This window comes from Enterobacter soli ATCC BAA-2102, assembly GCF_001654845.1.
In the GTDB taxonomy this organism is placed as follows: Bacteria; Pseudomonadota; Gammaproteobacteria; order Enterobacterales; family Enterobacteriaceae; genus Enterobacter; species Enterobacter soli.
Window position 1 is genome coordinate 105,219 of record NZ_LXES01000003.1, and the last position, 24,497, is coordinate 129,715.

Genomic DNA, 24,497 nt, shown 5'->3' on the forward strand with positions numbered 1-24,497 from the left:
TGTTTCTGCAATCCGCGCATTATGCCTGATTGCCACCGCTTTCTGGTACACTACGCGCAAAGTCAAAGCAAGAATTGAGATATTTACGCGATGAATATTGGTCTGTTCTACGGTTCCAGCACCTGCTACACCGAAATGGCGGCAGAAAAAATTCGTGACATCATTGGCCCGGAACTGGTGACGTTGCACAACCTGAAAGATGACGCGGTCGCGCTAATGGAACAGTACGATGTGCTGATCCTTGGCATTCCGACATGGGATTTCGGTGAGATCCAGGAAGACTGGGAAGCCATCTGGGATCAGCTTGATACCGTCAACCTCGACGGCAAAATCATTGCCATGTACGGGATGGGCGACCAGTTAGGTTATGGCGAGTGGTTCCTTGATGCGCTGGGAATGCTGCACGATAAACTGGCTCTGAAAGGCGTAACGTTTATCGGTTACTGGCCGACCGATGGGTACGAGTTCACCAGCAAAAAACCGATTATTGCCGATGGGCAGCTTTTTGTCGGGCTGGCGCTGGATGAAACCAACCAGTACGACCTCAGCGAAGAGCGAGTGCAAAACTGGTGCGAGCAAATCCTGGGTGAAATGGCCGAGAAGTTTAGCTAACCGCCCTATTCCTGCGTCGGTTGTTGCAACACCATCCGACGCAGATCCCGCCACTCCACTTCATCCATACTGTCCGCTGCCAACCACAAGTGCTGACGACGCCCACCGCCCACCTTACGTAGCCTGAGCATCATGCCGGAACTGAGCATCCATGGCGTGCCGATAATTTCCCACTCTTTCCCCTGCCAGCGCAGGCGTGAATCCATCATCAGTTTGATTTCGCCCTGACGGGCATTGATACGGCGCTGACTACGCACGCTGTCAAACACCACGAATGACAGTAACAGCAGCCAGAGAGGGGTATAGCTAAGCGGCCACGGCATCAGTAAAACAAATGCCGCGACCAGGCCGTGGAGCAATAAAGACATCCACTGCGAGCGCCATGAAACGCGAAGATCAGATTGCCACAGGACCACGTTCCCGATTCCGTGTTTGAATTAATTGCACCATCCGTTGCAACTCGGTGTCGGCGGGTTTGCCGTGGTTCATCAGCCAGTTGAACAAATCAGGATCGTCGGATTCAAGCAGGCGAACGAACAGACGCTTGTCATCTTCGCTTAAGCTGTCGTACTCGTATTCGAAGAAAGGCATGATGGAAATATCAAGTTCACGCATTCCGCGACGGCAAGCCCAGTGGATACGGGCCTTGTTGTTAATATCCATGTTCTTTTTCCTGCATTACGTTTGGCACAGTCGGTGTCCCGTTCGGTATGCTTTATTTCTGCCGGGAACTCTGGCTAGTGTAACGTGTTTTTGACCGTTTCTTTACTGGAATATTGCAAACCCGGAGCAGGGTTCCAGAATAAACCCTATAAAGAGAGCGGATTACACTATTTTGCGTTGCGCTACGCAGAAGTCAGATATGGCACGAATGGTCTGCTGAAAGCGCTTGCAATGACAACAGTCTCTTTTACCATTAGGCATTATCAAAGCGTTAAGCAATTCAGGACATCACTATGGCTTTTACTCCATTTTCTCCTCGCCAGCCCGTCGCCTCTGCGCGTCTGCCGCTGACGCTTATTACCCTTGATGACTGGGCGCTGGCAACACTGACCGGTGCCGACAGCGAAAAATATTTGCAGGGTCAGGTGACTGCTGACGTCAGCCAGATGACGGAAAATCAGCATTTACTGGCCGCGCACTGCGACCCGAAAGGCAAAATGTGGAGCAACCTGCGTCTGTTCCGTCGCCAGGGCGGGTTCGCGCTTATCGAGCGCCGCAGCCTGCGCGATGCCCAACTGACCGAACTGAAAAAATACGCGGTCTTTTCTAAGGTCACCATCGCGCCTGACGATGAGCATGTCCTGCTTGGCGTTGCCGGGTTCCAGGCGCGCGCAGCCCTGAAAAATCTGTTCAGCGAACTGCCGGATGCCGAAACACAGCTGGTGCACGACGGTGCAACCTCAATCCTGTGGTTTGAGCACCCGACGGAGCGTTTCCTGCTGGTGACAGACCTCGCCACCGCTGAACGCGTCACCGACGCCTTGCGTGGTGAAGCTCAGTTGAATAATAGCCAACAGTGGCTGGCACTCAACATTGAAGCCGGGCTGCCGGTGATTGATGCGGCAAACAGCGCGCAATTTATCCCGCAGGCCACCAACCTACAGGCGCTAGGCGGTATTAGCTTTAAGAAAGGTTGCTACACCGGCCAGGAAATGGTCGCGCGCGCAAAATTCCGCGGTGCGAATAAACGCGCGCTGTGGACGCTGGCAGGCCACGCCAGCCGCGTACCGGAAGCCGGTGAAGATCTGGAGCTGAAAATGGGTGAAAACTGGCGCCGTACCGGCACGGTTTTAGCCGCAGTACAGCTGGACGATGGCCGCGTGCTGGTGCAGGCGGTCATGAATAACGACATGGAGCCAGACAGCGTGTTCCGCGTGCGTGACGATGCCAAAACCCTGAGCATTGAGCCACTGCCGTATTCGCTGGAAGAGTGATGATTACCCGCCCTCTCCCTGTGGGAGAGGGCATCAGACCGCACGGTGCAAAAAACTACACCTGCCCCACGTACAAATAAATCGCCAGGAAGTGACACACGCTTCCGCCCAGCACGAAGCCATGCCAGATGGCGTGGTTGTAAGGAATACGCTTACAGACGTAGAAAATCACGCCCAGCGAATAGACCACGCCGCCAACGGCCAGCAAGGTTACCCCACCCGCCGCAAGCTTGATTGCCAGCTGATACACCACAATCAGCGATAGCCATCCCATCGTCAGATATGTCACCAGCGACAACACCTTAAACCGGTGCGCAATGGTCAGCTTAAACAGAATACCCAGCAGCGCCAGGCTCCAGATCACAATCATCAGGCCACGCGACAGCGGCGAGTTTAACCCCACCAGCAAAAACGGCGTGTAGGTGCCTGCAATAAGAAGATAGATAGCGCAGTGGTCAAATTTCTTGAGCCAGATCTTGGCCCGCTGATGCGGAATAGCGTGGTACAGCGTCGATGCCAGAAACAGCAGGATCATGCTCCCGCCATACAGGCTGTAGCTGGTAATCGCCATGGCGCTGGCGTTGGTATCCGCCGCCTGCACCAGCAGTAACACTAAACCGACAATCCCAAATACCAGGCCAATGCCGTGGCTAATACTGTTGGCTATTTCCTCAGCCAGCGAATATCCCTGTGCGATTAATGGCTTGCTCACCATAAGTAACTCCGGGAAAACAAAAGATGATTATTCATCGCCTGACTATGCTAACTGAGAATGATTCCAGTGAACACCTGTTAGCTAAAATAAAGTTAGCTCTCAATTTTTTAATTTACAATCATAGAGTTACAAAAATATTTCAGCTAACAAATGTGTTTATTTATATTAAAGGCATTTAAAATCAATCACATAAAACTGGGTCTGCCCCGGATAGATTTCAGCAATCACACTTCTCAGCGTCCCCACCGTCATGTTTTCCTGCTCAGCATGTTTTTCCGTCAGCGAATCCAGCGTGACGGTCGACGTGCCCGTCACCTCGATGGTGCAAAAATAGCCGTCATCTTCATAACGCCCAACGCGCAGGATATCGCCGGTTTTAAAATGGGATTCACTTTCGTCACGAATGGTGATGGTTTTACGCCCGGCCAGAATGTCATCCTGAAAGCGCTGAAAAAAAGTGATGTCGTTTGGCTGCATGTTATTATTCCCTGAAGATAAAGTCTGATGAGTGAGTGTAGCCACTGTGAGCATGTTCTCCCATTCCGCCGTTGCCAGTCTCAACAATCTGGAGATGATGGTCTACAACTATGTCATTAAAAATCGTGACAAAGTGATGTACATGACCATCCGTGAACTGGCGGATGCAGCGGGGGTTTCGACCACCACTATCCTGCGATTTTGCCGCAAGCTCAGCTGCGAAGGCTACTCCGAATTCCGCGTGCGCTTTAAACTCTATTTAGAGCAGAACGAACCTCAGCAGGCAAATTTCGGCGCCAGCGAAATAATTAGCTTCTTTAAAAGCGTCAATAATGAAGAGTTCGATGCGTTATTAGATGATGCCGTTGATATTATATTATCCTCTGAACGCATTATATTTGTCGGCGCTGGCACATCAGGATCGCTTGCAAAATATGGCGCACGCTTTTTCTCAAATATCGGAAAATTCAGCAACCATATCGATGATCCTTATTTCCCGGTAACCAACGACATGGCCAAAAATGCGCTGGCGATCGTGCTTTCCGTTTCGGGAGAAACAGAAGAGATCCTGCGCTTCGCCAGCCAGTTCAGCCTTCACCACTGCAAGGTGCTGTCGATTACCAGCCACGAGCACTCCCGCCTGGCAAAGCTGGCAGACTTTAATCTCTCCTGGCATGTTCCGCAAACGCGTATTGCCGGCGTTTATGATATTACAACGCAAATTCCCGTCATCTATATTCTGGAATCGCTGGGGCGTAAACTGGCGAAGAAATTAACAGAATAAAACACCCTGTTTTTTCGATGTGACAAATCACATTTTCTGAGAATTGTTATATCGTGACATTTAATTCCGCTTTGCTAGACTCGAACGCATTAAGTCATAAATTGAGAATAGCAAAGATGAAAAAACTCACCTTACCAAAAGATTTTTTATGGGGTGGCGCAGTTGCGGCACACCAGGTTGAAGGCGGCTGGAACAAAGGCGGTAAAGGGCCAAGCATTTGTGACGTGCTGACTGGCGGCGCCCACGGCGTACCGCGCGAAATCACCCAGCAAGTGGAGCCAGGCAAATACTACCCAAACCACGAAGCTATCGACTTCCATGGCCACTACAAAGAAGACATCAAGCTGTTTGCTGAAATGGGCTTCAAATGTTTCCGCACCTCTATCGCCTGGACCCGCATCTTCCCGAAAGGTGACGAAACGCAGCCAAATGAAGAAGGGCTGAAGTTCTACGATGACATGTTCGACGAACTGCTGAAATACAACATCGAGCCGGTTATCACCCTCTCCCACTTCGAAATGCCGCTGCACCTGGTGCAGGAATACGGCGGCTGGACCAACCGTAAAGTGGTGGATTTCTTTGTACGCTTCTCCGAAGTGGTCTTCGAGCGCTACAAAAACAAGGTCAAATACTGGATGACCTTCAATGAAATCAACAACCAGCGTAACTGGCGCGCGCCGCTGTTCGGCTACTGCTGCTCTGGCGTGGTCTATACCGAACACGACAACCCGGAAGAAACCATGTACCAGGTGCTGCACCACCAGTTCGTGGCCAGCGCTCTGGCGGTGAAAGCAGCACGCCATATTAACCCGGAAATGAAAGTCGGCTGTATGCTGGCGATGGTTGCGCTCTATCCGTTCTCCTGCAAACCAGAAGATGTGATGTTTGCTCAGGAATCCATGCGCGAGCGCTATGTCTTTACCGACGTGCAGTTGCGTGGTTACTACCCGTCTTACGTGCTGAACGAATGGGAACGCCGTGGTTTCTCCATCAAAATGGAAGCGGGCGACGAACAGATCCTGCGTGACGGAACCTGTGACTATTTAGGTTTCAGCTACTACATGACCAACGCCGTGAAAGCGGAAGGCGGTACCGGAGATGCTATTTCCGGCTTCGAAGGCAGCGTGCCGAATCCGCACGTGAAAGCATCAGACTGGGGCTGGCAGATTGACCCGGTAGGTCTGCGTTATTCCCTGTGTGAGCTATACGAGCGTTATCAGAAGCCGCTGTTTATCGTCGAAAACGGCTTTGGCGCATATGACAAAGTGGAAGAAGACGGCAGCATCAACGATGACTATCGCATCGACTATCTGCGTGCTCACGTGGAAGAGATGATGAAAGCGGTCACTTACGATGGCGTGGATCTGATGGGTTATACCCCGTGGGGCTGCATCGACTGTGTATCATTCACTACCGGCCAGTACAGCAAACGCTACGGCTTTATCTATGTGAACAAACACGACGACGGCACCGGCGACATGTCCCGCTCCCGCAAAAAGAGCTTCGAGTGGTACAAAGGCGTGATCGCCAGCAACGGCGAACAGCTGTGATCCTTCGCCCTCTCCTCCCGCAGGAGAGGGCAAACCACTTATCTTCCAGACACTTCTTTACAGCTTTCGCGTTGCCAAAAAACCTGCGCCCTATAAGATAAGCCTCGTGAATATTTGAGGCGAACATGATCAAGCGACAACGCAAAGCAATCCTGCTTGTAGCCCTGGCCTGTCTGGTGGTGTTGGTATGCACCGCCCAGCGGATGGCCGGGATGCACGCGCTTGTCATGAATGCTACCGCCTCAGCCCAGTCCGTTCAGCAGGGTCAGGATACCAGCGACGCGCCGGTGACGCCGTGCGAACTCAGCGCAAAATCACTGATGGCGGTGCCGCCTGTGCTGTTTGAAAGCGCACTGTTCGCCGTTACCCTTTTGCTGGCGCTGTTGGCAGCGATTCCACCGTGCCGCGAACGTCTGTGGCCTCCCCGCGTTATCTCCCCACCCCGATTGCGGGTGCATCTGCGATTATGCGTCTTCCGTGAATGAGCATTCGCCTGACACATCAGGTTAATTCATCATTTACGGAGAAAATTTATGTTTACTGTATTCAGGCGGCTGCTGGTCGGCCTGCTTTGGCTATGGCTACCCCTCAGCCAGGCCGCCGACACAGGCTGGCTGCGCGCCGCCGATAATCAACACGCCAGCGTCAGGCTGCGTGCCCAAACTGAAAACAGCGGCGAAACCCGCCTGCTGCTGGACGTTGCCTTACAGAAAGGCTGGAAGACCTACTGGCGATCGCCGGGAGAAGGCGGGATTGCCCCGGCGATAACCTGGCATCAACCGCTGGAGGCGCTGTGGCGCTGGCCAACGCCCGAGCGTTTCGACGTGGCGGGTATCACCACGCAGGGATATCACGGCGACGTCAGCTTCCCCATAACCCTGCGCGGCAACGTGCCCGAACGCCTTAGCGGCGTGCTGACGCTATCCACCTGTAGCAACGTCTGTATTCTGACCGACTACCCGTTCTCACTGGATTTGACGGCCTCTACAGGCGGTGGCTTTGATTATGATTTCAACCGGGCGATGGGCACGCTACCGCTCAGCAGTGGATTGACATCGGCGCTTAGCGCTCGCTACGCCTCCGGCAAGCTGACGGTGACCGCGCAACGCGACGCGGGCTGGCAGCAGCCATCGCTATTTATCGATAGCATGGACAATATCGATTTCGGCAAGCCGAGCTTCTCCGTGCGCGACGGCACGCTCACGGCCACCGTGCCGGTGTCCGACAGCTGGGGCGAGACGGCACCGGATCTCAGCGGCAAAACCCTGTCGCTGGTGCTGGCCGATAGCGGTCAGGCGCAGGAGTCCAGCCTGCTTATCGGGCAAGGCAGCTCAGCGCCAGCCCCTGCCTTAGGCTGGGTATTGCTGATGGCACTGGTGGGTGGATTAATCCTCAACGTGATGCCCTGCGTACTGCCCGTGCTGGCGATGAAGCTTGGCACGCTGATGCAAACCGAACATCAGGCGCGCGGTCAGGTGCGCAGGCAGTTTCTGGCTTCGGTGTGCGGGATAGTCATGTCGTTCCTCGCGCTGGCGCTGATGATGACCGTGTTACGTTTAGGCAACCAGGCGCTCGGCTGGGGCATCCAGTTCCAGAATCCGTGGTTTATCGCTGCGATGGCGCTGGTGATGGTGCTGTTCAGCGCCAGCCTGCTGGGGTTATTTGAGATCCGGCTTCCCTCCTCTGCCAGCACCTTCCTCGCCACACGCGTCGGCAATGGGCTGGCGGGCCATTTCTGGCAAGGCGCTTTTGCCACCCTGCTGGCGACGCCGTGTACCGCGCCGTTTCTCGGTACTGCCGTGTCGGTGGCGCTGGCGGCACCGCTCCCGCTGCTGTGGGGCATTTTCCTGGCGATGGGGATCGGAATGAGCCTGCCCTGGCTATTTGTCGTCGCCTGGCCGGGGCTGGCGAAGCGGCTGCCGCGCCCCGGTCGCTGGATGAACGCCGTGCGGGTCGTCCTTGGCATGATGATGCTCGGTTCGTCGCTGTGGCTGCTGAGCCTGCTGGCAGTGCACATCGGCACCCTGCCCGTCATCACGCTGGGTGTGGTGCTGATCCTCATTCTGCTGCTGGTGACGGCCTGGCGCTACCGCTGGCAAACGGCACTGCGCGCCGGAGCGTTAGCCATTGTGGTTGCGGGTGCAGTCGCGTTTGTGACCAGCTCCGGAGGAGAAAACTCCCGTCGCGATCGGGTGAACTGGCAGCCGCTTAGCGAACAGGCTATTGCCCGTGCACTGGCGGAGAACAAGCGCGTCTTCGTCGACGTCACCGCCGACTGGTGCGTGACCTGTAAAGCCAATAAATACAACGTGCTGCTTAGCGACGAGGTGCAGGACGCGCTTTCAGCGCCGGATATCGTCGCCCTGCGCGGAGACTGGAGTCGCCCCTCCGCCAGCATTAGCCAGTTCTTAACCACGCGCGGCAGCGCCGCCGTGCCGTTTAACCAGATTTACGGACCGGGACTGCCGCAGGGCCACGTGCTGCCTGCGCTATTGAGCCGCGAAGCGGTGTTAACCACCCTGTCCGATGCGAAAGGAAAATAACATGAGAGCTTTTGTTGCTTTACTGCTGCTGTCTTTATCAACGCTCAGCGTTGCGGCGCCATCCGAACAATCTTCTGATGACCAGCTGGCAGAACTGCTGTTTAACGACCCCTACAGCCCGCGAACCGGTGCCAAAGAGCCAAAACTGACCATTGTCTCGTTCACTGACTACAACTGTCCTTACTGCAAGCAGTTCGACCCCATGCTGGAGAAAATCGTGCGTGATAATCCTGACGTGCAGCTGATCATTAAGCTGCTGCCGTTCAAGGGACAAAGCTCGGTGAATGCCGCTAAAGCGGCGCTCTCAGTATGGCGTCAGCAGCCCGATACGTTCTGGCCGCTGCACCAGCGTTTGATGATGAAAAAGGGCTATCACGATGATGCCAGCATCGCGGCGGCACGGGTGAAGACCGGCACGGACAACATCACGACGGATGAAAAAACCATGGACTCGCTGAAAATGAACCTGATTTTGTCGCAGGTGCTGAATATCCAGGGCACTCCGGCGACGATTATCGGCGACCAAATGGTTGCGGGTGCGATCCCCTATGACGATCTGGAGGAGCTGGTGAAAGCGCAGCTGGCATCTTCCCGTGGCAAGTAAACTCACGCGCCTGCTGCGCGAGCTCGTGCTGTGGCTGTCGATTGGCGTTGCCGTGAGCATCGCGGTGGACTATTTCCGCCAGCCTGCGCTACCGCAGAATTTCTCCGCGACAGCGCTGCAAACCCTCGACGGTGATCCCGTTGATCTTGCCGCCATGAGCAGGGATCGGCCGCTGCTGGTCTACGTCTGGGCGACCTGGTGTGGCGTGTGTCGTTACACCACACCCGCGGTGGCGACGCTTGCCGCAGAGGGCGGTAACGTAATGTCCGTTGCGCTGCGCTCTGGCGATAACGCCATGCTGGAAAAGTGGCTTGCGAAGAAGAAGATGACGCTGCCGACGGTCAATGACGCCAGCGGAGAGCTGGCGCGTCAGTGGGACGTTCAGGTAACGCCGACGCTGGTGGTCATTTCTCACGGTGAGGTGAAGTCGATCACCACCGGCTGGACCAGCAGCTGGGGCATACGCCTGCGGCTGTGGCTGGCGTCGTAGGTTTTACTTTCCGCCAGCAAGCTCGAGGAAACTGCCGGTCACATAGGAAGCTTTGTCGCTCAGCAGCCAGGCAATGGCCTGAGCGACTTCCTCCGGCTGACCGCCGCGCTGCATTGGCAGCAGAGACTTGACCCTATCCACACGCCCCGGCTCGCCGCCGGAGGCGTGAATATCGGTGTAAATCAGCCCGGGACGCACGCAGTTGACACGAATGCCCTGTGCGGCCACCTCCAGCGCTAAGCCGGTGGTCAGTGAATCCACCGCCCCTTTCGATGCGGCATAGTCCACATATTCTCCCGGCGCGCCTAAGCGCGACGCCGCCGAAGAGACATTCACAATGGCCCCGCCCTGGCCGCCATGCTTATGCGACATGCGTTTCACCGCTTCGCGGCAACAGAGAAAATAGCCCGTCACATTGGTGGCCAGCACACGGTTGATACGCTCGGCAGACAGGTTTTCAATGGTGGATTGTTCAAACAGGATCCCGGCGTTGTTTACCAGCGCGGTCAGCGGCTCGCCTTCCCGGTCAAGGCTTTCAAACATCGCCAGTACCTGCGCTTCATCGCTGATATCCGCACGCACGGCAAAAGCTTTCCCACCCGCATCAACAATCGTTCTGATGACATCCGTTGCCGCCTTGATGTTGCGGTGATAGTTCACCGCAACGGTGTAACCTTCGCCTGCCAGCTGTAGCGCGGTGGCTTTACCAATTCCGCGGCTGGCGCCGGTCACAAGTGCAATAGCCATTCACAATCTCCAGATAAAAAAAAGCCGGGTGGCGCTTGCGCTTACCCGGCCTACAGTATGGCAAAGAAATTACTGGTATTCGCTCATCGGCACGCAGGAGCAGAACAGATTACGGTCACCGTAAACGTCATCAAGACGTTTCACGGTCGGCCAGTATTTGTTCGCCACGCCTGCCGGGAAGACCGCCAGCTCACGGGTATAGCTGTGGTTCCACTCTGCCACCAGCTCGTGCTGGGTGTGCGGCGCGTTAACCAGTGGGTTATCTTCCAGCGTCCATTCGCCGTCCAGCACACGATCAATCTCCATGCGGATCGCCAGCATCGCATCAATAAAGCGGTCCAGCTCGGCTTTGCTCTCAGATTCCGTTGGCTCTACCATCAGCGTACCCGCTACCGGGAACGACATGGTTGGGGCGTGGAATCCGTAGTCGATCAGACGTTTGGCGATATCCAGTTCGCTGATGCCGCTCTGCTCTTTCAGCGGACGAATATCCAGAATACACTCGTGCGCCACGCGACCATCACGGCCGGTATAGAGCACCGGGAAGGCAGACTTCAGGCGAGTCGCAATGTAGTTGGCATTCAGAATTGCCACCTGACTTGCCTGCTTCAGCCCTTCCGCACCCATCATGCGGATATACATCCAGCTGATAGGCAGGATAGATGCGCTACCAAACGGTGCCGCAGATACCGCGCCCTGACGGGTCAGCATCCCTTCGATTTGCACGACGCTGTGGCCCGGAACAAACGGTGCCAGGTGCGCTTTCACACCGATTGGACCCATACCTGGGCCGCCACCACCGTGTGGAATGCAGAAGGTTTTGTGCAGGTTCAGGTGCGACACATCCGCGCCGATAAAGCCCGGAGAGGTAATGCCGACCTGAGCGTTCATGTTGGCGCCATCGAGGTATACCTGGCCGCCAAACTGATGCACCACTTCGCACACTTCACGGATAGTCTCTTCGTACACGCCATGAGTGGATGGGTAGGTCACCATGATGCAGGAGAGTTTATCGCCCGCCTGCTCGGCTTTTGCACGCAGGTCGGCCAGGTCGATATTACCGTTCTTATCGCAAGCCACAACAACCACTTCCATCCCTGCCATCTGTGCAGATGCCGGGTTAGTACCGTGGGCGGAGCTTGGGATCAGGCAGATATCGCGATGCCCTTCATTGCGGCTTTCGTGATAGTGGCGGATCGCCAGCAGACCGGCATATTCACCCTGAGCACCGGAGTTTGGCTGCATACAGAGTGCATCGTAACCGGTCAGTTTCACCAGCCAATCTGAAAGCTGGTTGATCATCAGGTGATAACCTTCTGCCTGCTCTGGCGGGCAGAACGGGTGCAGCTCAGAGAACTCAGGCCAGGTGATTGGGATCATCTCGGCCGCGGCGTTCAGCTTCATGGTGCAAGATCCCAGCGGGATCATCGCCTGGTTGAGCGCCAGATCTTTGCGTTCCAGAGAGTGCATATAGCGCATCATCTCGGTTTCGCTGTGATAGCGATTGAACACCGGGTGCGCCAGGATGGCATCGTCACGCAGCATGGTTGGCTGGATGGAGCGGCTGTCGTGCGCCACCTCTTTATCCAGTGAATCAACGTCCAGGCCGTGAGCGTCACCCAGCAGCACGTTAAACAGATTCAGGATATCTTCACGCGCGGTACTTTCATCCAGCGTAATGCCCACTGCATTGTGAATATCGCTGCGCAGGTTAATTTCTGCCGCTTCGGCGCGTGCCAGCACGGCCGCTTTGTCTGCCACTTCAACACACAGGGTGTCAAAGTAGTGGGTGTGGCGCAGCTTGAGGCCTTTTTGTTGCAGGCCGCAGGCCAGAATATCCGCCAGACGGTGAATACGACCAGCAATGCGCTTCAGGCCAGCCGGGCCATGGAAGACGGCATACAGGCTGGCGATGTTTGCCAGCAGAACCTGCGAGGTACAAATGTTGGAGTTCGCTTTCTCGCGGCGGATGTGCTGCTCACGAGTCTGCATCGCCATACGCAGTGCGGTGTTACCGGCAGCATCTTTCGATACCCCGATAATACGACCTGGCATAGAGCGTTTGAATTCATCTTTCGCGGCGAAGAATGCCGCGTGCGGGCCACCGTAGCCCATCGGTACGCCGAAGCGTTGCGCAGAGCCGAAGACAATATCCGCACCCTGTTTGCCTGGTGCAGTCAGCAATACCAGCGCCATAAAATCAGCGGCAACGCTCACTACCACTTTACGGGCTTTCAGCTCGGCAATCAGCGGGCTGTAGTCGTGAACTTCACCTGTGGTGCCTACCTGTTGCAGCAGCACGCCGAAGACGTCCTGGTGATCCAGCACTTTGTCTGCATCATCAACAATCACGTCAAAACCGAAGGTTTCCGCACGGGTGCGTACCACGTCCAGTGTTTGTGGATGCACATCTGCCGCCACGAAGAAGCGGTTGGCATTTTTCAGCTTGCTGACACGTTTGGCCATCGCCATGGCTTCTGCCGCAGCGGTCGCTTCATCCAGCAGAGACGCGGAAGCGATATCCAGGCCAGTCAGATCCAACGTGACCTGCTGGAAGTTCAGCAGCGCTTCCAGACGGCCCTGAGACACTTCTGGCTGATAAGGGGTGTAAGCGGTGTACCAGCCTGGGTTTTCCAGCATATTGCGCTGGATAACCGGCGGTAACTGCACGTTGGTATAGCCCATGCCAATGTAAGACTTGTAGCGCTTGTTCAGGCCGGCAATTGCCTTCAGCTCCGCCAGAGCGGCGAATTCTGTGGTGGCTTCACCTACCTGCGGCGGTGTTGCAAGCTGGATGTCTTTTGGCACTATCTGGCCGATCAGTGCGTTTAATGAATCCGCGCCAACCGTGTTCAGCATCTCCTGCTGTTGCTGAGCATCCGGCCCAATGTGACGTTCAATAAAAGCGCCACGGTTTTCAAGCTGGCTTAAAGTCTGTGTCATGAGCGATGGTTCCTGAAACGTGCAGTGAATTGAGATCCCCTCTCCCTTTGGGAGAGGGTTAGGGTGAGGGGAAAATGGGCACCCTCACCCCGTCCCTCTCCCAAAGGGAGAGGGCGAAAAACGGTTACTCGTCTTCTAACAGTGCTTCGTACGCGGTCGCGTCCAGCAGGGCGGCAACTTCCGCTTCGTCGCTGGCTTTAATTTTAAAGATCCAGCCGCCTTCATATGGCTCGCTGTTCACCAGCTCCGGGGAGTCGCTCAGTGCATCGTTTACGGCAACGATTTCACCGCTGACGGGTGCATAGATGTCGGATGCCGCTTTAACAGATTCCGCAACTGCGCAATCGTCGCCTGCACTTACAGTCGCGCCCACTTCCGGCAGATCAACAAACACCATATCGCCCAGCAACTCTTGCGCGTGCTCGGTGATCCCTACGGTGTAAGTGCCGTCCGCCTCTTTGCGCAGCCACTCGTGTTCTTTGCTGTATTTCAGTTCTGCTGGCACATTGCTCATTGAATTTCTCCTGATAAAAATGATTAGGCGACCGGCTTACCGGCGCGAACAAAAATCGGTTTGGTCACGTTGACGGGCATTTCGCGGTTGCGGATTTGCACCACCGCCGTTTCGCCAATTCCCACCGGTACACGTGCCAGTGCAATACTGTAGCCCAGAGTCGGAGAGAAGGTACCGCTGGTGATAATGCCTTCGAGGTGATTGCCGTTAGCATCGGTGAAACGTACCGGCAGTTCGCCGCGCAGCACGCCTTTTTCGGTCATCACCAGGCCGACCAGCTGTTCGGTACCTTTTTCACGCTGGATTTCCAGCGCTTCACGACCAATGAATTCACGGTCAGCGGGTTCCCACGCAATGGTCCAGCCCATGTTGGCGGCCAGCGGAGACACGCTTTCATCCATTTCCTGCCCGTAGAGGTTCATCCCGGCTTCCAGACGCAGCGTATCGCGCGCGCCCAGTCCTGCCGGCTTAACGCCCGCTTCTACCAGCCCACGCCAGAAATCAGCAGCTTTCTCATTTGGCATAGCAATTTCGTAGCCCGCTTCACCGGTATAGCCGGTGGTCGCGATAAACAGATCGCCTGCCTGCACGCCGAAGAACGGCTTCATCCCTTCCGTTGCTTTACGCTGTTCATCGCTGAACAGAGAAGCGGCTTTTGCCTGCGCGTTCGGTCCCTGTACGGCGATCAGCGACAGATCGTCACGAACAGTGATATCGACAGAGAAAGGTTCAGCGTGTTGGGAAATCCAGGAGAGGTCTTTTTCGCGGGTGGCGGAGTTTACAACGAGGCGGAAGAAATCTTCAGTGAAGTAATAAACAATCAGGTCATCAATCACACCGCCAGAAGCATTGAGCATCCCGGTGTAGAGCGCTTTGCCTGGGGTCTTCAGTTTTGCGACGTCATTTGCCAGCAGATAACGCAAAAACTCCCGGGTGCGGCTACCGCGCAGGTCGACAATGGTCATATGGGACACGTCGAACATGCCGGCATCGGTGCGCACCGCATGATGCTCATCAATCTGTGAGCCGTAGTGCAGCGGCATCATCCAGCCATGGAAATCCACCATGCGCGCGCCGCATAACACGTGTTGATCGTACAAAGGAGTCTGTTGAGCCATCTTTTCCTCGTTGAATAAGCAGGGCTATCTTGCGTTTCATGCGCCCAAAATCGCCACGAAACCCGGCGTCGGCATCACTTTACGGACGTCGACGCAAACGTTCTCTTTTACCTGAACTTACCACCGAAACCGGTGATTAACCATAAGGTAAAGCGGGTCATCACATTAGCTTATGACCAAAAATCGCTAAAAAGCCTACAGAGTTATTCACTGGAAAAATGCGATTAAACCCGCACAAAATTAACATTGAACTAACAAGATTTAGCACATGGTGATATTTCATGCGGAAAAACGGACCGAATTTCCGCAACATAAAAAACGTAAGATTAGATAATCTAATGCGAAAAATGGCGTGGAATTAGAATATTTCAAACGAGGGAATTTCCCCGGCGCAGAGGCCGGGAAAATAAAGTGTGACGGGTATCTAAGTTAGCGTAGCCAGTCCGGCAGATCGTTAAGACCCATCGCCTGACGCAGGAGTTGCGGTTTTACGCCCGGGAGGGTGTCGGCAAGTTTCAGGCCAATATCACGCAGTAACTTTTTGGCCGGGTTTGCGCCAGCGAACAGCTCGCGGAAGCCCTGCATTCCTGCCAGCATCATTGCGGCACTGTGCTTGCGGCTACGCTCGTAGCGACGAAGGTATAAATGCTGACCAAAATCTTTGCCTTCACGGTGCAGACGGCGCAACTCATCAACCAGTTCTGCGGCATCCATAAAGCCCAGATTAACCCCCTGCCCGGCCAGCGGATGAATGGTATGCGCCGCATCGCCCACCAGCGCCAGACGGTGCGCCGCGAACTGACGCGCATAGCGACCGGTAAGCGGGAAGACCTGTCGTTCGCTTTCAAGCGTACACAACCCCAGACGATTATCGAAAGCAACGCACAGCGCCTGGTTAAACTCTTCAGGCGTAGCTTCCTGCATCCGTTGCGCTTTTTCAGGCACCAGCGACCAGACAATGGAGCACAGGTGCGGGTCGGCAAGCGGCAGGAATGCCAGGATACCGTCATTATGGAAAATCTGACGCGCCACGCCGCCGTGTGGCTCTTCGGTACGGATCGTGGCCACAAGCGCGTGATGGCGATAGTCCCAGAAGGTCAGCGGAATATCCGCTTTATTACGCAGCCAGGAGTTCGCGCCATCTGCCCCTACCACCAGCCGCGCGGTAAGCATCTCGCCACTTTGCAGGGTAAGGAATGCCTCATTTTCGCCCCAGGCTACCTGCTGGATTTGCGCCGGAGCCATCAGCGTGACATCACTACAGCTCTGGGCTTTTTGCCACAGCGCGTGGTGGATCACCGCATTCTCAATAATATGACCCAGATGGCTGTACCCCATGCTTTCGTCATCAAAAGCAATGTGGCCAAAGCTGTCTTTGTCCCACACTTCCATTCCGTGATAGCAACTGGCGCGGTGCGCGACAATATCCGACCACACGCCCAGGTGAGCCAGCAGTTTTTCGCTGGCGGCGTTGATGGCCGACACACGTAATTCTGGTGGCGCATCCTGTGCAACGGGCTGAGGCTGTTTTTGCTCAAGCACGGCCACACGCAGGCCGCTACCCTGTAAACCACAGGCCAGCGCCAGCCCGACCATTCCGCCGCCGACAATGGCGACATCAACATTCTGCACGGTGATAACTCCTTAACGAGCGACCCAACCAAGAGTCCTCTGCGCCAGCACATCACGTGCCGGGATAAATAATTCCATCGCCATCAGCCCGAGGTTGCGCCCGGCAACCAGCGGCGCCCAGCGATTAGCGAACAGATGCACCAGGCCATCCGTGACGCCGATTGTGGCCTCTTTATCGGCATGACGGCGCTTCTGATAATGGCTAAGCACCGAATACGCGCCACAATCTTTTTGTTCACCCCACGCCTGCGCCAGTGATTCCGCCAGGCTCATGACATCGCGCAGTCCCAGATTAAATCCCTGGCCCGCAATCGGGTGCAGGGTTTGCGCGGCATTCCCCACCAGCGCAACGCGATGGGAAATCGACTGGGACGCGGTCGTCAGCGACAGCGGATAAACCGATCGTTTCCCCGCGTGGGTGATGCGCCCAAGCCGCCAGCCGAAGGCTTTTTGCAGCTCAGTGCAAAAGCGCTCATCGCTCCAGGACAACACTTCATCCGCCTTATCTTGCGGGTGGCACCACACCAGCGAACAGCGATCTTGCGCCATCGGCAACATCGCCAGCGGGCCATGCTGCGTAAAACGCTCAAACGCACGCCCGTGATGCTCGCTTTGTGTAGAGACATTCGCAATGACCGCCACCTGCCCATACGGCTGCGAGCGCCATTCCACGCCACACTGTGTACCCAGCGCAGAGCGGGAACCATCAGCTGCAACCAGCAGCTTACCTTCAAGTGTCGAACCATCGTCGAGCGTGACGTTAACGGCATCTTCGCTGCGGCTAAAACTGGCCACGCGCGCCGGGCAGTGTAGCGTCACACCAGGTGCGTCCTGTAACAAACGGAACAGGCGAAGCCCAACGTCGTGCAGCTCAACAACCTGACCCAGCGCATCGATGCGATAATCCTGCGCATCAAGGGTAACAAACCCCGCATGGCCGCGATCGCTGACGTGCACTGTGTCGATGGCGGTCGCACAGTCGGCGATAGCCTGCCAGATACCAATGCGCGCTAACTGCTGGCAGGTGCCTTGTGCCAGCGCAATTGCGCGGGCATCAAAGCCTGGATGCTCGGTGGTCTGAGGTGCGACAGCTTCAATCAGGTGAACCGGAAGCTGCCCCTGCGTTAAATGTGAAATGGCCAGAGCCAGCGTGGCCCCGGTCATGCCACCGCCAACGATAATCACGCTCATAAGCGTGCCGCTGCCATCAGCGCCTCAATGTCGTCGGCATTTTTCACAACAGAGGCGGTCAGGTTTTCATTGCCGGTTTCGGTGATGACGATGTCATCTTCAATACGAATGCCAATCCCACGGTACTCTTGCGGCACATCGGCGTCCGGGGCGATATACAGACCCGGTTCAACGGTTAACACCATGCCCGGCTCCAGCACGCGCGAGCGTTCAGAACCATAGGCGCCCACATCATGAACATCCAGCCCCAGCCAGTGGCTCAGGCCATGCATAAAATACGGACGATGGGCATTTTCGGTGATCAGGGTATCCACTTCGCCCTTCAGAATGCCAAGACGCACCAGTCCGGTAATCATGATCCGCACGACAGCACCGGTGACTTCCTGAATGGAGGTGCCCGGGCGATAGAGCGTCAGCGCCGTTTCCAGTGACTCAAGAACGATGTCATAAATTGCGCGCTGCGCAGGCGTGAATTTGCCGCTTACCGGGAAAGTACGGGTGATGTCACCAGCATAGCCCTGATATTCGCAACCGGCGTCAATTAGCACCAGGTCACCCTCCCGCAGTTCACTTTCGTTCTCGGTGTAGTGCAGGATGCAGCCGTTTTCCCCGCCGCCCACGATGGTGTTGTAGGACGGATAGCGCGCGCCGTGGCGGTTAAATTCGTGGTGGATCTCGCCTTCGAGCTGGTATTCAAACATCCCGGGACGGCACTTTTCCATCGCGCGGGTATGCGCCAGCGCACTGATTTCGCCTGCACGACGTAGCACTTCAATTTCTTCTTCAGACTTGAAGAGACGCATCTCGTGCACCACCGGACGCCAGTCCGTGAGCGTAGCTGGCGCAGATAAGTTCTGACGCGAACCTTTTCGCAGCTTATCCAGCGCGTTGAAGACAATCTCATCGGCCCAGGCATATTCGCCCTGTGCGTGGTAGAGCACGTCCAGGCCGTTAAGCAATTGATAAAGCTGCTGGTTGATTTCGCTAAACGCCAGAGCGCGATCGACACCGAGCTTTGCAGGAGCGGCCTCCTGGCCCAGGCGACGGCCAAACCAGATTTCGGCGGTTAAATCCCGTACGCGGTTGAAAAGCACGCTGTGGTTGTGGGTGTCATTGCTCTTAATCAGCACCAGTACTGCTTCAGGTTCGTTAAACCCGGTGAAGTACCAGAAATCGCTGCTCTGGCGATAGGGGTATTCGCTGTCGGCACTGCGCGTCACTTCAGGCGCGGCAAAAATTAGCGCGGCGCTTCCTGGCTGCATTTTTGCCAGCAGCGCCTGACGACGGCGAGAATACTCTTGATTCGAGATAACCATGACACCCTCCTGTGCGTTATTTTTCTTAATGTAAGGTTGGCTTGCGCACTTCCGGCGCGGTTGGCTGCGAGCGCGTAAAGGTGTCGTGGCACAGCAGTGCCGCAACGCGTACGTACTCAATAATCTCTTCGAGGGACATTTCCAGCTCTTCCTGGTCTTCCTCTTCGTCATAGCCAAGCTGCGCGATATTGCGCAGATCGTCGATAGCTTCACCCGCTTCGCCGGTAACTTTATCGAGCTTAGGCTGTGTCACGCCAAGACCCAGCAGATAGTGGTTTACCCAACCTGCGAGCGCATCAGCGCGTTCGAAGACGCTAACGTCGTCGCCTTCAGGCAGATAAAGCTGAAAAAGGAAGCCGTCATCTTCCAGCGAGTCGCTGGTTGCGGAGTGCATTTTACGCAGCGCTTCAGCCAGTTCGTGACCAAACGCCAGCCCTTCGTTCGTCAGGTCGTGAACCAGCGGCTGCCATGAGCTGTCGCTGTTTCCGCCACACAGCATCCCGGCGATCAGACCGTGCATTTCGGCAGGGGTTAATCCTACTCCCTGCTGGTTCAGTAACTGGCTTAATTCGTTGTAACCAGGCATTTCGTTCTGTATAGACATGCGCATTCGTCATCGTTGGGAGGAATATTCATGATATGCTACCACTTTGGACCCTGGTGATACCAGAAAAGGGCTTGTATCTTCACATCAGGGTAGCTATAGTGTCGCCCCTTCGCGGCCCCCGGGGCAGTAAGCGAAGGCAGCGCAGTCAATCAGCAGGAAGGTGGCATGTCTGCACAACCCGTCGATCTCCAGATTTTTGGCCGTTCACTGCGAGTGAATTGTCCACCTGAACAAAGGGATGCTTTGAATCAGGCTGCGGACGATTTGAATCAGCGGTTGCAAGATCTAAAAGAACGCACTAGAGTCACAAATACTGAGCAGTTGGTCTTCATCGCCGCGTTGAACATCAGCTATGAATTGACTCAGGAAAAAGCAAAGACCCGCGATTACGCGGCGAGCATGGAGCAGCGCATTAAAATGCTCCAGCAGACCATTGAACAGGCATTGCTTGATCAAGGTCGCACTCCCGAAAGACCGGGACCAAAGTTTGAATAACACTTCTCAGTTGACTATGGTAGAGTAACTGGGAAGACAAAATTTCTCTGAGATGTTCGCAAGCGGGCCAGTCCCCTGAGCCGATATTTCATACCACAAGAATGTGGCGCTCCATGGTTGGTGAGCATGCTCGGTCCGTCCGAGAAGCCTTAAAACTATGACGACACATTCACCTTGAACCAAGGGTTCAAGGGTTACAGCCTGCGGCGGCATCTCGGAGATTCCCTCTCTCTTCTTCTACCGACTACCATGACTCTACTTTCTGAAGTTTCTGCCTCACGCCAGGACATCCGTCAGTTAATCCGTAAACGCCGTCGTGCGTTAACCCCCGAACAGCAAACTCATTTCGCCCAACAGGCCGCCGCACGCATGATGGCATACCCGCCGGTTGTGATGGCACATACGGTCGCCCTGTTTCTGTCGTTTGATGGCGAACTGGATACCCAGCCGCTTATCGAACAGCTCTGGCGTGCCGGGAAAAAGGTTTACCTGCCGGTGCTGCATCCGTTTAGCGAAGGGAACCTGCTGTTCCTGAACTACCATCCGCATAGCGAACTGGTGGTCAATCGCCTGAAAATCACCGAACCGAAGCTGGACGTGCGCGACGTGCTCCCGCTTGCCGAGCTGGATGTGCTGGTAACCCCACTGGTGGCGTTTGATGAACAAGGCCAGCGGCTGGGTATGGGCGGCGGCTTTTATGACAGAACGCTGCAAAACTGGCAGCAGTATGGTTTGCAGCCGGTGGGCTATGCGCATGATTGTCAGGGCGTGGAGGTATTGCCGGTGGAGAAATGGGATGTGCCGTTGCCGGCGGTGGTGACGCCGTCGAAGTTGTGGGAATGGTAAACCAAACGTGCGGCCTGATGCCCTCACCCCAGCCCTCTCCCACGGGGAGAAGGTGAAAACATAAAAAACGGTAACTATCGTTACCGTTTTGCATTTACCACGCGCGATCAGTAAAGCAGACGCGCGCGGATAGTCCCCGGGATCGCCTTCATGCTCAGCAGCGCTTTCTCGGCCACATCTTCATCCGCTTCAATATCGATAACCACGTAACCCATCTGAGAGTTCGTTTGCAGATACTGTGCGGCAATGTTGACGCCCTGCTCAGCGAAGATCTGGTTAATTGCGGTCAACACGCCTGGGCGGTTTTCGTGAATGTGCAGCAGACGGCGGCCACCGTGCAGCGGCAGAGACACTTCCGGGAAATTCACCGCAGAGAGCGTAGAGCCGTTGTCGGAGTATTTGCTCAATTTACCTGCCACTTCCAGGCCGATGTTCTCCTGCGCTTCCTGAGTTGAACCACCGATGTGTGGCGTCAGGATCACATTATCGAACTCGCACAGCGGAGACGTAAACGGATCGGTGTTGGTTGCCGGCTCGGTCGGGAATACGTCGATTGCCGCCCCTGCCAGGTGTTTACGCTTCAGCGCATCACACAGTGCCGGGATGTCGACAACGGTGCCGCGCGCGGCGTTGATCAGCAGTGAACCTGGCTTCATCAGCGCCAGCTCCTCTGCACCCATCATGTTTTTAGTGGACGCGTTTTCCGGCACATGCAGGCTCACGACATCACTCATGTTCAGCAGGTCAGACAGGTGTTGAACCTGGGTAGCATTCCCCAGCGGCAGTTTGCTTTCGATATCGTAGAAGAAGACGTTCATACCGAGGGATTCAGCAAGAATACCCAGTTGCGTACCGATGTGGCCGTAACCGATGATACCCAGTTTTTTGCCACGCGCTTCGAAAGAGCCGGACGCCAGTTTGTTCCACACGCCGCGGTGTGCTTTGGCGTTCGCTTCCGGAATACCGCGCAGCAACAGCAGCAGTTCGCCAATCACCAGTTCCGCAACAGAACGGGTGTTAGAGAACGGGGCGTTAAAGACAGGAATACCGCGCTTCGCAGCAGCACTCAGGTCAACCTGGTTGGTGCCGATGCAGAAGCAACCAATGGCAACCAGTTTTTCTGCCGCAGCGATAACGTCTTCAGTCAGGTGAGTACGGGATCGCAGGCCAATGAAGTGGGCATCACGGATGGACGCTTTCAGCTCTTCAGTATCCAGCGCGCCTTTGTGAAATTCGATGTTGGTGTAACCCGCTGCACGAAGGCTATCGAGTGCTTTCTGATGCACGCCTTCTACTAGCAGGAATTTAATCTTGTCTTTCTCCAGTGATACCTTTGCCATTTACCCGACCCTGTTTTTTGTCTGAACTGATGTTGTGCTGGATTTGAATCCGCTCTAGCCAACATATCAAAAAAAACTATTGCAGCAATATGAACGTTTGCGTCGGCACTCTGAAGAAAAGTCATACAGGGCAAAATGACAGAGGAAAATGCTGCGTAAATTTACGAAAGTGGCAGGATCGGCAAAAGAGGGGCAAAAACGTGACACAAGTCACCGAATTTAGCTTTTCAAAAATTTTTTAGCGGGGGGAGTGCTCCCCCCGTCAGATCATTTCACGATGGTTTTCACGCCGTCAGCCGTACCGATCAGCGCGACATCCGCGCCACGGTTGGCGAATAACCCTACGGTGACTACGCCTGGAAGGCCATTGATGGCATTTTCCAGCGCAATGGCATCCAGAATTTCCAGACCGTGCACATCCAGGATCACGTTACCGTTGTCAGTCACAACACCCTGACGGTATTCCGGGCGGCCACCCAGCTTCACTAGTTCACGTGCCACTGCGCTGCGTGCCATTGGGATCACTTCGACTGGCAGCGGGAATTTGCCCAGAATATCGACCTGTTTAGAGGCATCCGCGATACAGATAAATTTATCCGCAACAGAAGCGATGATCTTCTCACGCGTCAGCGCCGCGCCGCCGCCTTTGATCATCTGCATGTGGCCGTTGATCTCATCAGCGCCGTCAACGTAGATCCCCAGGCGATCCACTTCGTTCAGGTCAAAAACGGTAATGCCAAGGCTTTTCAGCTTTTCCGTGGAAGCATCGGAGCTGGATACTGCGCCCTCGATCTGCCCTTTCATCGTGCCCAGCGCATCGATAAAGTGCGCCGCTGTAGAGCCCGTGCCGACACCGACAATCGTTCCCGGTTGCACGTACTGGAGAGCGGCCCATCCTACTGCTTTTTTCAGTTCATCCTGCGTCATGATCTTTTTGCCTGTGGTGTGAAAACTCAGGGCGCATTATAGAACACGTAAGCGGGAAATGTCCCTGTGACCACTATCACATAACCGCGCAAAGCCCTGACAGATCCGATGTGGGTGCATTTCGTCTGTATCAAACGTAAATTTGTGTCATAGTGCTGAATAAGCACATTTCAGGAGTAAGCCAGAGCAATGAAACGTCCGGACTACAGAACACTACAGGCACTTGATGCGGTTATTCGTGAACGAGGTTTTGAGCGCGCAGCGCAAAAGCTGTGCATCACTCAATCCGCCGTCTCACAACGTATCAAACAGCTTGAAAACATGTTCGGGCAACCGCTGCTGGTGCGTACCGTCCCGCCTCGCCCAACGGAACAAGGCCAGAAGCTCCTCGCTCTGCTGCGCCAGGTTGAACTGCTGGAAGATGAATGGCTGGGTGACGAACAGACCGGCTCTACGCCGCTGCTGCTGTCGCTGGCGGTGAACGCCGACAGTCTGGCAACCTGGCTGTTGCCGGCGCTTGCACCGGTACTGGCCGACTCCCCTATTCGCCTGAATTTACAGGTAGAAGATGAAACCCGCACTCAGGAACGCCTGCGTCGCGGTGAAGTGGTGGGTGCCGTCAGTATTCAGCCGCAAGCGCTGCCAAGCTGCCTTGTGGATCAGCTCGGTGCGCTGGATTATCTGTTTGTGGGGTCGAAGGCTTTCGCAGAACGCTACTTCCCGAATGGCGTTACCCGCGCAGCGCTGCTTAAAGCCCCGGCCGTTGCGTTCGACCATCTTGATGATATGCATCAGGCCTTCCTGCAACAAAACTTCGACCTGCCGCCTGGCAGCGTGCCGTGCCACATTGTGAACTCGTCCGAAGCCTTTGTGCAGCTCGCACGTCAGGGAACCACCTGCTGCATGATCCCGCATCTGCAAATTGAGAAAGAGTTAAAAAGCGGTGAGCTTATCGATTTAACGCCGGGGCTGTACCAGCGCCGGATGCTTTACTGGCACCGTTTTGCGCCGGAAAGCCGCATGATGCGCAACGTAACAGATGCACTGCTGGCATTCGGGCATAAGGTGTTGAGGCAGGATTAAAAAAATACGCCGGGTGGCGCTAACGC

General features: G+C 55.4%; 25 protein-coding genes and 1 other RNA gene. 12 read left to right on the forward strand and 14 right to left on the reverse strand.

Translation table 11 applies throughout. The features are described 5' to 3' along the window. Window positions 1-90 precede the first annotated feature (90 nt). Entirely contained in the window at window positions 91-612 is a 522-nt protein-coding gene (gene fldB, locus M987_RS01385; protein ID WP_014071652.1) for a flavodoxin FldB, read from the forward strand. 5 nt (window positions 613-617) lie between these two features. Here fldB and M987_RS01390 read toward each other — a convergent pair whose 3' ends face one another. Both M987_RS01390 and sdhE read right to left on the reverse strand, forming a co-directional pair. After that, window positions 618-1,028 carry a protein YgfX gene (locus M987_RS01390; protein ID WP_014071653.1) on the reverse strand — a complete coding sequence of 137 codons (411 nt, stop codon included), beginning with the start codon at window positions 1,026-1,028 and terminating at the stop codon, window positions 618-620. Further along, a complete protein-coding gene (sdhE, locus tag M987_RS01395; protein ID WP_014071654.1) occupies window positions 1,009-1,275 on the reverse strand; it encodes an FAD assembly factor SdhE in 267 nt (88 codons plus the stop codon). Before sdhE ends, M987_RS01390 begins: the two co-directional genes overlap by 20 nt. Before the next feature lie 293 nt (window positions 1,276-1,568). Between sdhE and ygfZ the strand changes: the two genes are divergently transcribed. Next, window positions 1,569-2,549 (forward strand): tRNA-modifying protein YgfZ, encoded by a 981-nt coding sequence (ygfZ, locus tag M987_RS01400; RefSeq protein ID WP_014071655.1) that lies wholly within the window; start codon window positions 1,569-1,571, stop codon window positions 2,547-2,549. 55 nt (window positions 2,550-2,604) lie between these two features. Here the strand turns inward: ygfZ and trhA are convergent, their stop codons facing one another. Further along, window positions 2,605-3,264, reverse strand: a complete 660-nt coding sequence (trhA, locus tag M987_RS01405; RefSeq protein ID WP_014071656.1) for a PAQR family membrane homeostasis protein TrhA — start codon at window positions 3,262-3,264, stop codon at window positions 2,605-2,607. 165 nt (window positions 3,265-3,429) lie between these two features. Then, window positions 3,430-3,741, reverse strand: coding sequence for a N(4)-acetylcytidine aminohydrolase (gene yqfB / locus M987_RS01410; protein WP_014071658.1), 312 nt, complete (start codon window positions 3,739-3,741; stop codon window positions 3,430-3,432). 52 nt (window positions 3,742-3,793) lie between these two features. Here yqfB and M987_RS01415 point away from each other — a divergent pair, with 52 nt between their 5' ends. From M987_RS01415 to M987_RS01440, 6 genes are all read left to right on the forward strand, one after another. After that, entirely contained in the window at window positions 3,794-4,525 is a 732-nt protein-coding gene (locus tag M987_RS01415; protein ID WP_014071659.1) for a MurR/RpiR family transcriptional regulator, read from the forward strand. Between the two features lie 116 nt (window positions 4,526-4,641). Continuing rightward, entirely contained in the window at window positions 4,642-6,075 is a 1,434-nt protein-coding gene (locus M987_RS01420; RefSeq protein ID WP_014071660.1) for a 6-phospho-beta-glucosidase, read from the forward strand. Between the two features lie 125 nt (window positions 6,076-6,200). Then, the gene (locus M987_RS01425) at window positions 6,201-6,560 is read left to right on the forward strand and encodes a hypothetical protein (protein ID WP_014071661.1); all 360 of its coding nucleotides are present in this window, start codon (window positions 6,201-6,203) and stop codon (window positions 6,558-6,560) included. A 48-nt stretch (window positions 6,561-6,608) separates the two neighbouring features. Next, the gene (locus tag M987_RS01430) at window positions 6,609-8,618 is read left to right on the forward strand and encodes a protein-disulfide reductase DsbD family protein (RefSeq protein WP_014071662.1); all 2,010 of its coding nucleotides are present in this window, start codon (window positions 6,609-6,611) and stop codon (window positions 8,616-8,618) included. A 1-nt stretch (window position 8,619) separates the two neighbouring features. After that, window positions 8,620-9,222 carry a DsbA family protein gene (locus tag M987_RS01435; protein ID WP_014071663.1) on the forward strand — a complete coding sequence of 201 codons (603 nt, stop codon included), beginning with the start codon at window positions 8,620-8,622 and terminating at the stop codon, window positions 9,220-9,222. Then, the gene (locus M987_RS01440; protein ID WP_014071664.1) at window positions 9,212-9,712 is read left to right on the forward strand and encodes a protein disulfide oxidoreductase; all 501 of its coding nucleotides are present in this window, start codon (window positions 9,212-9,214) and stop codon (window positions 9,710-9,712) included. The genes M987_RS01435 and M987_RS01440 overlap by 11 nt, the downstream gene beginning before the upstream one ends. A gap of 3 nt (window positions 9,713-9,715) precedes the next feature. On the opposite strand, the gene M987_RS01445 is transcribed toward M987_RS01440, so the two are convergent. From M987_RS01445 to M987_RS01480, 8 genes are all read right to left on the reverse strand, one after another. Next, on the reverse strand, window positions 9,716-10,459 hold the full coding sequence (locus M987_RS01445; RefSeq protein WP_014071665.1) for an SDR family oxidoreductase: 744 nt from the start codon (window positions 10,457-10,459) through the stop codon (window positions 9,716-9,718). Between the two features lie 69 nt (window positions 10,460-10,528). After that, a complete protein-coding gene (gene gcvP / locus M987_RS01450) occupies window positions 10,529-13,402 on the reverse strand; it encodes an aminomethyl-transferring glycine dehydrogenase (RefSeq protein ID WP_014071666.1) in 2,874 nt (957 codons plus the stop codon). A 124-nt stretch (window positions 13,403-13,526) separates the two neighbouring features. Further along, complete coding sequence (gene gcvH / locus M987_RS01455; protein WP_014071667.1) at window positions 13,527-13,916, reverse strand: glycine cleavage system protein GcvH; 390 nt, start codon at window positions 13,914-13,916, stop codon at window positions 13,527-13,529. A 23-nt stretch (window positions 13,917-13,939) separates the two neighbouring features. Beyond that, entirely contained in the window at window positions 13,940-15,034 is a 1,095-nt protein-coding gene (gcvT, locus tag M987_RS01460; protein WP_014071668.1) for a glycine cleavage system aminomethyltransferase GcvT, read from the reverse strand. Between the two features lie 429 nt (window positions 15,035-15,463). After that, window positions 15,464-16,666, reverse strand: a complete 1,203-nt coding sequence (ubiI, locus tag M987_RS01465; RefSeq protein WP_014071669.1) for an FAD-dependent 2-octaprenylphenol hydroxylase — start codon at window positions 16,664-16,666, stop codon at window positions 15,464-15,466. A 12-nt stretch (window positions 16,667-16,678) separates the two neighbouring features. After that, on the reverse strand, window positions 16,679-17,857 hold the full coding sequence (ubiH, locus tag M987_RS01470; protein ID WP_014071670.1) for a 2-octaprenyl-6-methoxyphenyl hydroxylase: 1,179 nt from the start codon (window positions 17,855-17,857) through the stop codon (window positions 16,679-16,681). Beyond that, on the reverse strand, window positions 17,854-19,167 hold the full coding sequence (gene pepP, locus M987_RS01475; RefSeq protein ID WP_088201906.1) for a Xaa-Pro aminopeptidase: 1,314 nt from the start codon (window positions 19,165-19,167) through the stop codon (window positions 17,854-17,856). Before pepP ends, ubiH begins: the two co-directional genes overlap by 4 nt. A gap of 31 nt (window positions 19,168-19,198) precedes the next feature. After that, a complete protein-coding gene (locus M987_RS01480) occupies window positions 19,199-19,777 on the reverse strand; it encodes a YecA/YgfB family protein (protein ID WP_074392699.1) in 579 nt (192 codons plus the stop codon). A 168-nt stretch (window positions 19,778-19,945) separates the two neighbouring features. On the opposite strand from M987_RS01480, the gene zapA reads away from it, so the two are divergent. The 3 genes from zapA (at window position 19,946) to M987_RS01495 (ending at window position 21,121) form a co-directional block, all read left to right on the forward strand. Further along, the gene (gene zapA / locus M987_RS01485; protein ID WP_014071673.1) at window positions 19,946-20,275 is read left to right on the forward strand and encodes a cell division protein ZapA; all 330 of its coding nucleotides are present in this window, start codon (window positions 19,946-19,948) and stop codon (window positions 20,273-20,275) included. A gap of 41 nt (window positions 20,276-20,316) precedes the next feature. Further along, window positions 20,317-20,500: non-coding RNA, 6S RNA (gene ssrS, locus M987_RS01490), on the forward strand. Between the two features lie 24 nt (window positions 20,501-20,524). Further along, window positions 20,525-21,121: a 5-formyltetrahydrofolate cyclo-ligase gene (locus tag M987_RS01495; protein WP_014071674.1), complete on the forward strand. Its 597-nt coding sequence runs from the start codon at window positions 20,525-20,527 to the stop codon at window positions 21,119-21,121. Between the two features lie 107 nt (window positions 21,122-21,228). Here M987_RS01495 and serA read toward each other — a convergent pair whose 3' ends face one another. Both serA and rpiA read right to left on the reverse strand, forming a co-directional pair. Further along, window positions 21,229-22,461, reverse strand: coding sequence for a phosphoglycerate dehydrogenase (gene serA / locus M987_RS01500; RefSeq protein WP_014071675.1), 1,233 nt, complete (start codon window positions 22,459-22,461; stop codon window positions 21,229-21,231). Window positions 22,462-22,728: 267 nt separating this feature from the next. Further along, window positions 22,729-23,388, reverse strand: a complete 660-nt coding sequence (gene rpiA / locus M987_RS01505; protein ID WP_014071676.1) for a ribose-5-phosphate isomerase RpiA — start codon at window positions 23,386-23,388, stop codon at window positions 22,729-22,731. Between the two features lie 189 nt (window positions 23,389-23,577). On the opposite strand from rpiA, the gene argP reads away from it, so the two are divergent. Beyond that, window positions 23,578-24,471: a DNA-binding transcriptional regulator ArgP gene (argP, locus tag M987_RS01510; RefSeq protein WP_003860089.1), complete on the forward strand. Its 894-nt coding sequence runs from the start codon at window positions 23,578-23,580 to the stop codon at window positions 24,469-24,471. The last annotated feature ends 26 nt before the right edge of the window (window positions 24,472-24,497 follow it).